We start from the raw sequence: 12,137 nt of genomic DNA, 5'->3' as shown, positions 1-12,137 counted from the left end.
GTCCTTTGCCCCTACTGGGCTTCATTTAGTCTGGCGACCGGGAAACCCCGATCAGAACATTTCGCTCGGGTCGAAGTTGACGATCACTTCCGACCATGAATCATATTTGTCGACGGGCAGATTATACGGGGCGCAGCGTGCAACCGCGCGCTTGGCGCTTTCCGCCGCCGCGCGACCAACGCCGTCGCCGCCGCCGCCGGATGTCACTTCCGGGACGCCCTGAATAGATCCGTCCTGGTTCAGCTTCATCTTCACGGTCACAACCAGCCCCGGCGCATCGGCCACACCGGCAGGCACGTTCCAGCACTTGGAAATCGCACCGCGCAGCGCATCCATTTCACTCTGGCTCAGCTTCGAGCCGCCGGTATTCTTCTTGCCGCCGAGCGAAGCCTGATCGGTCGAACGTTTCGCGCCACCACCGGAAGCCTTCTGCTTGTTGAGAAGGGCTGCAACCTCATCGGCAATCGCATCCTTCTTCGACTGCGAGGTCTGCGATGCGGACTGCGTCGGCTTCTTTTCTTCCGTCGGCTTGCGATCCGGCGTCTTGGCGGTCTGCGCCTGGGGCGGCTTCGGCTTGGACTGCGGCGCGGGAACATTGTCCGGCAGCTTCGGCGTGTTCGCATCCGGCGTTTCGGCCTGCTTTTCGATGGCCTCCGCCACCGGATCAGGCTTCACTTCCTGCTTCGGTTCAGGCTTGGCCTGCATTTCTGTTGCGGGAACCGGCGTCGGCTTTTCTTCCGGCTTTGGTTCGGGTTTTGGCTCCGGCTTCGGTTCCGGCTTTTTCACCGGTTCCGGCTGGGCTTTGGGCTCTTCCGCCGCCTCGATAGGCTTTGCCTTGGTATCGGGCTTCGGCGGGGTCGTGGTGTCTACGTCCTGATCGCCGACATTCTGGGCATCGGGAACGGTCTGCGGCTTGGTGGTCGGGATCGGCGCAGACTTCTCCTTCATGGGTGCCGTCTTTTCGCCCTGCTGAATTTGCGTGATGGATTCAATCGGCACGATGTCGACCGGGAACGATTCCGAATCCTGCACGTCGAAAGCCTTCGGCGAGGAAAAGGAAAAGAGCCCCAGCGCAATGACGATGGTATGGAGCGCTACAGAAGATGTCAGGCCAGCCTTCATGATGGCGTCAGCTATCCTGCTCCTGGAGAGTCACAAGGCCGATATTCTTGAAACCGGCGGCGGAAATGCGGGCCATGACCTTCATGACGGTGCCGTAATCGGCAGCCTTGTCACCGCGCACGAAAATGCGCTCGTCATACCCCGTCTTGGAAATGGCCTGAAGCTTCGGCACAACCTCTTCGATCGGAATTTCGGTTTCCTGCAAGTAGATCTTGCCCTCATTGCTGACCGAAACCGTGATCGGCTGCGTATCGGCGTTCATCGCCTTGGCCTGCGTATCCGGCAGGTCAATCGGCACGCCAACCGTCAAAAGCGGCGCAGAGACCATGAAGATGATGAGCAGCACCAGCATTACGTCGACGAACGGCGTAACGTTGATTTCACTCATCAATGCTTGTCTGCGACCGCGCCTGCGGCGTCCGCCCGACTGCATTCCATTTCCGACCGACATGCCCATTGCAAAATTCCCGAAAGCTCGATTTGCCGTATTCGCTGGAAGGCGCTTAGCTGCGCGGCGTCAGCTTCTCATCAATTTGGCGCGACAGTATGGCGGAGAACTCATCCGCAAAACCCTCAAGTCGTCCGCCGATCTTGCCCGCATCGGACGAGAGCTTGTTGTAGGCGATAACGGCCGGGATAGCGGCAAGAAGACCGATGGCCGTCGCGAGAAGGGCTTCGGCGATACCCGGCGCCACAACCGCAAGGCTGGTATTCTTGGAGGCCGCGATGGCCTGGAACGAGGTCATGATGCCGACAACCGTACCGAACAGACCGATAAACGGCGCCGCGGAACCGATGGTGGCAAGGAAGCCGAGACGCGATTCCATCTTTTCGCTTTCACGCGCCAACGCGACATCCATCGCCTTGTCGATACGCATCTGAAGGCCGATGGGGGAACGTGCGCCCTTCTCGAAGGATTTCTTCCATTCGCGCATGGCGGCCATGAAGATCGACGCCATGCCGGTGGTGCGGCGTTCGCCCAGATTGCGATAGAGTTCTTCCAGAGACTGGCCCGACCAGAAAGCCTGTTCGAAGCGGTCGATGGCGCGGCGTGCGCGGCTATAGGCGATCACCTTGTCCACGACGATAGCCCAGGTCCAGACCGAAGCGCCAAGCAAGCCCAGCATGACCAGCTTGACCACCCAGTTTGCCTGCATGAACAGGCCCCAGAGGGTAACATCGGCGGCGGGGGCCGCTAACGCAACATTTTCCATCGATCCACCGTTTCGAGGTTCTTGCCGGTCCGACACCCGGACCGCAGACCCCAACCTTCTCTGTCTTTAGGCATTTCCATCCGCAGAGCTGTTTCGTACTTCTGCTGGAAATATCCTGTTTTTGAATCCAAACGCCCGGCACGGGACCGGGCGGCATCGCAAATCGTCACGGATCGCCCATTGATGCGGGTGATCCAAATCTGCGCAGCTTTACGTCTTGTTCGATGCAGTTGGATCAGGAAAAACGCTCGGCACTTTTCCCGAAACTGCTTCAAGCGCTGTTCGCACATCCAGGCAGGACATGCAGACATTCGCATCGCAACCGCCCCAAAGCACACATGCCGGATTTACAACTTTAAATCCCTACGGCGCTTGTTACGGTTAATTTTGGTGAAAGGAAGGCGCTGCGCTTGCCGCCTGCCCTTCAACCGATTCCGTCAGGATGATTAATCGGAGATTATGGTTAAAGATGCGTTAGCATTTACACCAATAACGGCCCAGGATGCCAAATTCGGTCATCAAATAAGCCAGCGCTTTAAAAATAAACGCGATAGGCGCACCCTCAATTCTTGGGAGGGCGGCAGAAAATCAGCGTCCCTTGGTAAACGCTTCGCGCCACTCGTCCGGTATCCGGCGCGGGTGGCCTTCCTTGGTGATCATCACCGCTTCCACTTTCGCTTCCGAAAGCAGGCGCCCTTCGCAGGTGATTGTCTGCGCCATGATGACCCGCGCGCCGCGTATTTCGCTGACACGCGTTTCAATCAGGATCAGATCGTCCATCCGGGCCGGAGACTTGTAATCGATCTCCATGCGCCGCACGACCCAGACCATTTCTTCACCAAGCGCACCTTCGGCAAGCTCGATATGGTGCACGTCCTGCAAGCGCAAGAAGTCGGTGCGTCCGCGCTCGTAAAATTCCAGATAGCGCCCGTGATAGACAAAACCTGAAAAATCCGTGTCGGCATAATAGATGCGCGCATAAAGGTGATGCGCCCCGTCTTTCAGCGCACCCGATACGCCTTCAAGCGCCGCATGGTCGTTTCGATCAGTCCCGGTTGTCTTAGTCATTGTCTTCCATGAAGAGGCCGAATTGCGCCTGCTGGATGATTTCGGCGGGCGCAGGCAATCCCAGATGCTGCCACGCAATCGCCGTCAGAACGCGACCGCGCGGCGTGCGCTGCAGAAAGCCCTGCTGGATGAGATAGGGTTCAATAATGTCTTCAATCGCATCGCGCGGTTCGGAAAGCCCCGCCGCGATGGTTTCGATCCCGACTGGACCACCGCCGAAATTGCGTGCAATGATATTGAGGTAACGCCGGTCGAGCTGGTCGAGGCCGCGATTATCCACTTCAAGCCGCGACAGCGCTTCATCGGCAATCTTGCGGTCGATGACGTCGCTACCGGCGACCAGCGCGAAATCGCGCACACGGCGCAGCAGGCGTCCGGCGATGCGCGGCGTGCCTCGCGAGCGGCGTGCGACTTCCAGCGCACCATCCGGCGAAATGCCCATCTGCATGATGCGCGCGCCACGGCGCACGATATATTCGAGTTCGTCGACGGTATAGAAATTGAGCCGTACCGGAATGCCGAAGCGGTCACGCAACGGCGTGGTCAGGAGACCAAGACGCGTCGTCGCCGCAACCAGCGTGAATTTGGCAAGATCGATCTTTACCGAGCGCGCTGCTGGGCCTTCACCAATGATCAGATCGAGCTGGAAATCTTCCATCGCCGGATAGAGAATTTCTTCCACAGCGGGGCTCAGACGATGAATTTCATCGATGAAGAGCACGTCGCGCTCTTCGAGATTGGTCAGCAGAGCCGCCAAGTCGCCAGCCTTGGCGATGACCGGGCCGGAGGTGGAGCGGAAATTGACGCCCAACTCCTTAGCCATGATCTGCGCCAGCGTCGTCTTGCCGAGACCGGGAGGTCCGACGAACAGCACATGATCCAGCGCTTCGCCGCGCACCTTGGCCGCTTCGATGAAGACCTTGAGATTGGCGCGCGCCGTTGCCTGCCCCACGAAATCGTCAAGCGTCTGCGGGCGCAGCGTATTGTCTTCGTCCACGCGTTTGTCGGCATCGATGAGAGGGTTGCGGTCGCTCATGCCTTCCTCCTCGCATGAACATATCGCCGACACAAGCTAATCACCGCGACAATTCCTTCAAACCAAGCCGGATGAGCTTTGCCGAATCGGCATCCTCGCCCGCTTCTTTCAGCGCAGCCGCGACGGCATTCGCCGCCTGATCGCGCGAATAACCGAGATTGGAAAGCGCCGACACGGCATCCGCGACGGGGGCCGGGGCCGCACCGGCTCCAAGCTCCTGCTTGAGCCCGATGGTGCCGCTCGCCTCACCAGCGAAAGCCGGGGCCTTGTTCTTCAATTCGGTGACGATGCGCTCCGCCACTTTCTTGCCGACGCCCGGCGCACGCGACACCATGGCGATGTCTCGCAGCGCAATCGCATTGGCGAGTTCCGACGGCGACAATGTGCCAAGCACGGCCAGAGCCACCTTGGCGCCGACGCCCTGCACATTTTGCAGCAGGCGGAACCACTCACGCTCAAGCTGATTGGCGAAACCGTAAAGGCGGATCATGTCCTCGCGGACATAGGTTTCGATGAACAAAATGGCCGCCTCGCCCGCTCCGCCGAGATTGCCCAGCGTGCGCGCCGAACAAAACGCCACATAGCCGACGCCATGCACGTCGATGACGGCATGATCCTCGGCAATTTCATCGATCACGCCCTTAAGCTTGCCGATCATTCCGGTTCTACCCCGCTAACAACGCCTGCATCCGGCGGGCGCTTACAATGCTCTGACGATGATGGGCATGGCAAATGGCAATAGCCAACGCATCGGCGGCATCGCTCGTATCGAACGACGCACGCGGCATCAGTACTTTGACCATCATGTGAATCTGTTGCTTTTCGCCGTGACCGACGCCGATCACCGCTTTTTTGACCGCATTCGGCGCGTATTCCGCCACCGGTAGACCTGCCTGGGCCGGTGCCAGCAGCGCGATGCCGCGCGCCTGGCCAAGCTTGAGCGTTGCGGTCGCATCCTTGTTGACGAAAGTATGTTCGACCGCAGCTTCATGCGGCATGAATTCATGCAGGACCTTGGAAAGCCCCTCATGCAACTGGCAAAGACGCGAGGCGAGATCCATCTCGGCATTCGACGTCACCGTGCCCGAGCCGATGAAGTGCAGCGAATTGCCAAGCGATTCGACAATGCCCCACCCCGTGCGGCGCAGGCCCGGATCGATGCCAATAATGCGAATCGTTTCTTTCATAAGCGAACCCTATCCTCAGACGGATTCACTTGACAGCAGAAAAGTGAACAAAAGAGAAACATGCGCCGAGAGCACGGTCGGGGCAGCGCAGATTTCGGTTATGACGACCCGAAAATGGTGGGCTTTGAGAACCGGAGCGCAGCGCACATAAGGTACGTGAGCACCTGAAGCGGAAAACAACGCCATTAGCAGGCCGTCAAAGCCGAAATATCAGCTGTCCCTCAAGACGCGCCGAAAGCCGTCTTCAGCAACACAATCTGTTCGGAAACCGGGTTGTCGTGCGGATTGGTCTGCAAGGAAACCACATCTCCATAGACTTCTCGGTCCATGCGGCGCACCCGCGCCTGCAAGCGCATCGAGCGCTCCACGAGTTCGGCAAAAGCTGCAGGCAACTCGTTCCAGCCCGGCGCGCCCTCTCCAGCCGATGGCGTGTCGAGACGCACCTTGGCCTTTTCGGCAGACACCTGCTGGCGGTTCATTTCACCGTTGCGGGCGGCGCGCTGGAGCAGCAGCCAGGAAGCGATCTGCATGAGACGGGTGGTGAGGCGCATTGATTCTGGCGGCATAGAGGGTTGCAGCAATCCGGGACAGGTTGCGCGCTTCTTCACGGCCTTCACCGTCGAGATAGCTCGCCGCTTCCTCGACCATATCCATGCCCTGGCTGTAGATCGGCTTGAACGAATCCGAGAAGACCATGCGCTCCGCGAGGCTGATCATATTGCTCGGCATCTGTCTCTGTTCGCTAATCACTGCTCTGCCACCTTGCGTGACCGCCTGCATCGGCGGCCCATTCCGTTGCCCGCATCCATCCGAAAAATGGACGCGACTGAAAATTGCTGAACCGTCTTTCGATCACGCAGGACGTTCGGACGGAACTGTCATGACAAACAAGTCCACGATAAACTGCACCTTCATGCACGGTCGCGCAAGATTATGTTTAACGTTCGGTTAACATTTTCAAGGGGTAGTTAACTATCCCTGCAAGCAGAACGGGTCGAACCGGTTTCCGGTTCCCCTCATGCGTTTAAACGCTGGCGGCTAGAGCCTTGCAGGCACAAAAAAAGAGCCGCAATGGCGGCTCTCAGGAGTTTAACAGGGAGGCGTCAAACAGAGTGGCAAAACCACTCGGTAAGAATCCAGCCGAACTGGATGTAAATGATTAAACCCTCTTAAGATTAATGAATGGTTAATTTTGAGTTGGACCTGTGGAAAATGCCAGCGGGACGGCCGCGCAGAAAGAAAAAGCCGCCCGAAGGCGGCTTTTTATCAATAGCGCTGCAGCGCTGGCTGCGGCTTCGGTCCTGACTGCATCTTCACCGGCTCGGCGGCAGGCACAACAGGCTTGCCAGATTTGGCAGCCGCACCGTTCTTGCCCCAGCCAATTGTCGGCAGCCACTCCAGATAATAGGCCAGCGCGAACTGCATCACGATACCGGTTGCGATCAGCAGCGTGTCGTAAGGCAGACCACCCGGGTTCACGAGCTTCATCACCTGCGCCACCATGGCAAGCAGCGTGCCTGCGATGAACACCGGCAGCGAATGCTTGCCGAGGATGGCGAGCGGATTATCCGGCGCGGTGCGGGCAATATTGTTCAGCGTCGGCACAACGGCAATGAGATAAGCCATCGCCAGAATGTGCAGCAGACGGGGGCCCGACAGGAAAGTCTTGTCGAAACCGGTGATGACCATCGGCAGGCCCATCGAGGCATCGATCCCCCAAAGCGGAATGCGGACCCAGGCCAGCGCCAGCACCAGATAGCCAACGGCAAGGGCGATCAGCGCCGGATGGTTGGGCAACTGGCCGCCGCGGCGCACATGCATCACGCCTGCAATGCCGATGGCAAACAGGAACTGCCAGGAAAGCGGATTCAAGAACCAGACGCCTTCCGTCGGATAATTGATCGGCGCGACGTTATAAAGTCCCGACAGGAACCACACTACGCCCGAGACACCCAGCATCAGGGGCAGGCTGATGCGCGCCAGCAGTAGCAGGATCGGCGTCAGGACCAGCATGACGGCATACATCGACAGGATGTTGTTGTAGCCCAGCTGATGGCCCAGCGTTACGAGACCGAACAGCGATTCCACCGGGTGCTTGAGCAACGGCTCGATATTGATTTCCTTGAGCAGCTCGGCGCGCTTCAGGAAAATCGCAGCGGAAGCAAAGATGGCGATCGTCGCCATGGTCGTCATGATGTGGGCCGTATAAAGCACACCCGCACGACGCCACATCTTCAATGTCAGCAGAAGGCGGCTACCGGGGCCGAACTTGCCGCCATAGGCCAGCGCCACGGCCATGCCGGAAATCAGCACAAAGGCTTCCGCAGAATCGGAGAAGCCGAGATTCTTGTGCGTGAAATGCTCGTAGATGGTGCCCGGCACGTGGTTGATGAAAATGGTCAGCAGGGCAAGTGCACGAAACACGTCAATGCGCGTGTCGCGCACCTTCGCGGTCGGCGCGGGCATCGCTTCTCTAGCGGTCGCAATCGTCATTTACCAGCCTGTCTGTCTCTGCTGGAAAGCACCGGCGCTTGGGACCGCGACGCTCTCCAATATCTCAAGTTGCAGCTCTCCGAATGGGAGATCGGATGAAAGCCACATGCTTCATCGGGGCGTTTATTGCCCGACGTTTGATGGGCCTTATATACCCATTAATCCCGGCAGAACGGGGTTGGTTCCGATCAACTTTCGTTCCAGTGGATAACATAATGCTAAGCGGCTATCGGATTTCTCCGGCAGGGCTGCCACGACGCGCGCGCAGCGCTTGCTCTTGGCCCGTTGGATCGCATACACGCATCAGGACAATTAGCCAGGCGCCTATTTGCGCCAAAACAAATAGATAGAGCGCTGCATCCGTTTCGGATAAACAGAACTTCACTCTTGCCCGAATTCCATCATGTTTTTCTCGTTAGGCTTCGCCCCATGAACAAGTCCGCTCCCAAGACAGAACCCGAACGCTGCCGCATCGTGCTGGTCGCCCCGCCGACTGCCGATAGCGCGGTTTTGGCCAGACTTTTGACGGAAGCGCTTTCCGGCGGCGATGTCGCAAGTGTGATTCTCGACACCGGCGATCTGGATGAAGCAACCTTTCAGGCCGTCGCCGCAAAGGCAGTGCCGATCATCCAGGAAAAGGGTGCAGCCGCCCTCATCTTGAACGATACGCGCATTGCTGGCCGTGTCGGCGCCGATGGCGTGCATATTGAAGGCAAAGCGGCTGAGCTTGCAGACGCCATCGAAAAGCACACGCCGAAAATGATCGTGGGCACCGGCAATCTGCGCGACCGTCATGGCGCGATGGAAATCGGCGAATTGCAGCCGGACTATATTTTCTTCGGCAAGATCGGCGCGGACAACAAGCCGGACGCACATCCGCGTAATCTTGCGCTAGCCGAATGGTGGGCGCAAATGGTCGAAATCCCCTCCATTGCGCAGGCTGGCAACACGCTTGAAAGCATCATCCCGGCAGCCGAGACTGGCGCGGATTTCGTGGCGCTCGGTCGCGCCGTGTTCGAGGCGGAAGATCCGGCGAAAGCGGTTGCGGAAGCAAACCGCCTTCTCGATGAACACGCGCCGCGTTTTGAAAACTAAGCCAACGCATTCCATTCCCAAGGTCTTGTTGATGCCCACGAAGAGCAAACTTCTTCTCGCTGCCGCTTTGACATTCGCGCTGCCTGCCCTGCCGGCTGCCGCTGCAGGCGAGCCTGCGAAAAGCCAGAGCGATAGTGCCAAGGGTACTCACAAGGACAAGAAAAGCGACAAGCCCGCGAAGCAGCCGGTGATGCTGCCACAGCCCGCGACGACGGACCCGATGCCCGCCATCGATCTGAGCCGCTTCGGCGACAAGCCTGCCGACGAGGCCTTCGGCGCTTTTCAGCGCGGGCTTTATCTGACCGCCTTCAATCTGGCGAAACCGCAGGCCGAAAAAGGCGATCCGGCTTCGCAGACGCTGATTGCCGAAATGTATGCGCGCGGCATGGGCATCCCTGCCGACCAGAAGCTCGCAGCCGAATGGTATGGCAAAGCCGCCGAAAAGGGCATCACCGAGGCGCAGTTCCGCTATGCGGCGCTGCTGCTACAGGGCACTTACGTCAAGAAGGATCAGGCCAAGGCCGAAGCCCTGATGCAGAAGGCAGCCGAAGGCGGCAATGCCATGGCCCAGTTCAACTGGGGCCAGATGCTGATGGTGAAACATCCAGGCAAACCCGGCCTCGATCTTGCTTTCCCATGGTTCGAGAAAGCGGCGGAGGCAAAGCTTGCCGACGGCGAATATGCGATGAGCCAGATCTATGCCAATGGCACCGAAAAGATCGCCCGTGACGACAACAAGGCCCGCACATATCTGATCCGCGCGGCGCGCAAAGGTTATGACACGGCCCAGTTCGATCTTGGGCGCTGGCTGGTGGAGGGCCGTGGCGGCGACAAGGACTATGAACAGGGCTTCCGCTGGATTCAGATTGCCGCCGGGCGCGGCATGGTGATGGCGCAAGTCTGGCTTGCCCGGCTTTATCGCGACGGGATCGGCACCGATGGCGATTCCGTGAAGGCAGCGGCATGGTATATCATTGCGCAGCGCGCCGGTTTTCGTTCTCCCGACCTCAACGATCTGATGGACGGATTGGCCGATGATCAGATCAAACAGGCTATCGAGACGGCTAACGATCTCAGAGTTCGCTAGCAATTCTGACGATTCTACGTCTCCAAAAGATTCTCTTTTCGTGCTCAGGCTTGCACAAAGCGCCGTTTTGTGGTCTTGGAGACGCGATTATCGCGGTTCGAGTATAGACGCCTGCGCAATCTCTCGACAAAGCGGGCGATTGCCCGTTCGCTGTCATGTGACGAACCGCAATTGGTTTCAATTCATTCCGGATCAAGCTCATGAAGATCAATGGTAACGAAATCCGTCCCGGCAACGTCATCGAACATGACGGCGGGCTCTGGGTTGCCGTCAAGACCAACGCCGTCAAGCCCGGCAAGGGCGGCGCCTACAATCAGGTCGAACTGAAGAACCTCATCACCGGCACCAAGCTCAACGAGCGTTTCCGTGCCGCTGAAACCGTCGAGCGCGTGCGCCTCGAGCAAAAGGACTTTTCGTTCCTCTATGAACAGGGCGAAGCGCTGATTTTCATGGATACGGAATCCTACGAACAGCTCGAACTCCAGAAGGATTTCGTGGGCGACCGCGCTGCCTTCCTTCAGGACGGCATGATGGTCACCGTCGAACTCTACGAAGAAAAGCCGATCGGCATTCGTCTGCCGGATCAGGTCACGCTGGCAATCACCGAAGCCGATCCAGTCGTCAAGGGCCAGACCGCAGCCTCGTCCTACAAGCCCGCCGTGCTTGAAAACGGCATCCGTATCCTCGTTCCGCCCTTCATCGCTTCCGGTGAGCGCGTGATCGTCGACACCAATGAACTGACCTACGTCAGCCGCGCTTAATCCAGCGCCCGTCTTTTGCGATGCCCCAACGGGCATCGCAGCTTGTCGCGATTGTACCGCGACTGTTCTTTCTCAGATTGCTCAATTCCTCGAAAGCCTGTGTGCGTGCACGCGCCTCGGATTTTCAAGGATCTGTTTAACTGCACGATCCACGCCCATATCCACGCCTTTTCGATGGCCGTGGGATCTTGCCAAAAAGGATAAAGAAATGGCCCGCTCAGCCCTTCTTAACGTTATGGTACAGGCCGCTATGAAAGCTGGCCGTAACCTTGCCCGCGACTTCGGCGAAGTCCAGAATCTTCAGGTATCCCTCAAGGGCCCCGGCGACTATGTCAGCCAGGCGGACCGCAAGGCGGAACAGATCATCTATACGGAATTGAGCCGCGCCCGCCCGGATTTCGGCTTCCTGATGGAAGAATCCGGCGAGGTGGAAGCCAAGGACGGACAGCATCGCTGGTTGATCGATCCGCTCGACGGCACAACGAATTTCCTGCACGGTATCCCGGTTTTCGCAGTCTCCATCGCTCTTGAGCGTCAGGGACAGATCGTAGCTGGCGTCATCTATAATCCGGCCATGGACGAGCTTTACACTGCCGAACGCGGTGGTGGCGCTTTCCTCAATGATCGTCGTCTGCGCGTTGCAGCCCGCACCAAGCTGGTCGATACGGTGATCGGCACCGGCATCCCGCATCTTGGTCGCGGCCATCATGGCCATTATCTGGTCGAACTGCGCAATGTTATGGCCGAAACAGCCGGTGTCCGCCGCCTGGGCGCTGCCGCACTCGACCTTGCTTATGTCGCCGCCGGTCGCCTCGATGGTTTCTGGGAAGAAGGCGTCAATCCATGGGATATCGGCGCAGGCATGCTGATGATCCGGGAAGCTGGCGGTTTCGTCTCCGATAAGGACGGCGGACAGAACATGTTCGAAAAGAAGAACATTGTTGCTGGGAACGAAGCCGTTCAAGCAGCACTTCTCAAGACGATCAAGAAGCCGATCTGATCCAGACCAAACTCCATCTGATGAAACCTTATTCAGCGCGCCACCGGCGCGCTGAAGTTTTTTACAGCTCATTT

12 protein-coding genes and 1 pseudogene are annotated in these 12,137 nt (G+C 58.4%); 4 read left to right on the top strand and 9 right to left on the bottom strand.

What is annotated here, in order from left to right:
- Positions 1 to 51: 51 nt before the first annotated feature.
- From QLQ11_RS10670 to QLQ11_RS10630, 9 genes and pseudogenes are all read right to left on the bottom strand, one after another.
- Positions 52 to 1,122 carry a cell envelope integrity protein TolA gene (locus QLQ11_RS10670; protein ID WP_109369747.1) on the bottom strand — a complete coding sequence of 357 codons (1,071 nt, stop codon included), beginning with the start codon at positions 1,120 to 1,122 and terminating at the stop codon, positions 52 to 54.
- Positions 1,123 to 1,129: 7 nt separating this feature from the next.
- A complete protein-coding gene (gene tolR, locus QLQ11_RS10665) occupies positions 1,130 to 1,579 on the bottom strand; it encodes a protein TolR (RefSeq protein WP_109369748.1) in 450 nt (149 codons plus the stop codon).
- Between the two features lie 46 nt (positions 1,580 to 1,625).
- Positions 1,626 to 2,336: a protein TolQ gene (tolQ, locus tag QLQ11_RS10660; RefSeq protein WP_078339480.1), complete on the bottom strand. Its 711-nt coding sequence runs from the start codon at positions 2,334 to 2,336 to the stop codon at positions 1,626 to 1,628.
- A 588-nt stretch (positions 2,337 to 2,924) separates the two neighbouring features.
- Positions 2,925 to 3,404, bottom strand: coding sequence for a YbgC/FadM family acyl-CoA thioesterase (locus tag QLQ11_RS10655; RefSeq protein WP_109369749.1), 480 nt, complete (start codon positions 3,402 to 3,404; stop codon positions 2,925 to 2,927).
- Positions 3,397 to 4,440 carry a Holliday junction branch migration DNA helicase RuvB gene (ruvB, locus tag QLQ11_RS10650; RefSeq protein ID WP_121538564.1) on the bottom strand — a complete coding sequence of 348 codons (1,044 nt, stop codon included), beginning with the start codon at positions 4,438 to 4,440 and terminating at the stop codon, positions 3,397 to 3,399. The genes QLQ11_RS10655 and ruvB overlap by 8 nt, the downstream gene beginning before the upstream one ends.
- Before the next feature lie 40 nt (positions 4,441 to 4,480).
- Complete coding sequence (gene ruvA / locus QLQ11_RS10645) at positions 4,481 to 5,098, bottom strand: Holliday junction branch migration protein RuvA (RefSeq protein ID WP_109369751.1); 618 nt, start codon at positions 5,096 to 5,098, stop codon at positions 4,481 to 4,483.
- Between the two features lie 7 nt (positions 5,099 to 5,105).
- Positions 5,106 to 5,627, bottom strand: coding sequence for a crossover junction endodeoxyribonuclease RuvC (gene ruvC, locus QLQ11_RS10640; RefSeq protein WP_002964793.1), 522 nt, complete (start codon positions 5,625 to 5,627; stop codon positions 5,106 to 5,108).
- A 221-nt stretch (positions 5,628 to 5,848) separates the two neighbouring features.
- Positions 5,849 to 6,356: pseudogene (locus QLQ11_RS10635) on the bottom strand (DUF1465 family protein).
- 537 nt (positions 6,357 to 6,893) lie between these two features.
- On the bottom strand, positions 6,894 to 8,093 hold the full coding sequence (locus tag QLQ11_RS10630) for an OpgC family protein (protein ID WP_109370311.1): 1,200 nt from the start codon (positions 8,091 to 8,093) through the stop codon (positions 6,894 to 6,896).
- 456 nt (positions 8,094 to 8,549) lie between these two features.
- Between QLQ11_RS10630 and QLQ11_RS10625 the strand changes: the two genes are divergently transcribed.
- The 4 genes from QLQ11_RS10625 to QLQ11_RS10610 all read left to right on the top strand — a co-directional run bounded on the left by QLQ11_RS10625 (position 8,550) and on the right by QLQ11_RS10610 (position 12,063).
- Positions 8,550 to 9,215, top strand: coding sequence for a thiamine phosphate synthase (locus QLQ11_RS10625; RefSeq protein WP_109369752.1), 666 nt, complete (start codon positions 8,550 to 8,552; stop codon positions 9,213 to 9,215).
- Between the two features lie 31 nt (positions 9,216 to 9,246).
- A complete protein-coding gene (locus QLQ11_RS10620) occupies positions 9,247 to 10,302 on the top strand; it encodes a tetratricopeptide repeat protein (protein WP_109370312.1) in 1,056 nt (351 codons plus the stop codon).
- Between the two features lie 200 nt (positions 10,303 to 10,502).
- A complete protein-coding gene (efp, locus tag QLQ11_RS10615; RefSeq protein ID WP_109369753.1) occupies positions 10,503 to 11,063 on the top strand; it encodes an elongation factor P in 561 nt (186 codons plus the stop codon).
- Between the two features lie 208 nt (positions 11,064 to 11,271).
- The gene (locus QLQ11_RS10610) at positions 11,272 to 12,063 is read left to right on the top strand and encodes an inositol monophosphatase family protein (protein WP_109369754.1); all 792 of its coding nucleotides are present in this window, start codon (positions 11,272 to 11,274) and stop codon (positions 12,061 to 12,063) included.
- Positions 12,064 to 12,137 lie beyond the last annotated feature (74 nt).

It is taken from the genome of Ochrobactrum sp. SSR (genome assembly GCF_030067775.1).
GTDB lineage: Bacteria > Pseudomonadota > Alphaproteobacteria > Rhizobiales > Rhizobiaceae > Brucella > Brucella teleogrylli.
Note: the sequence above shows the minus strand (reverse complement) of the source record. Positions and strands in the feature narration are given on the sequence as shown.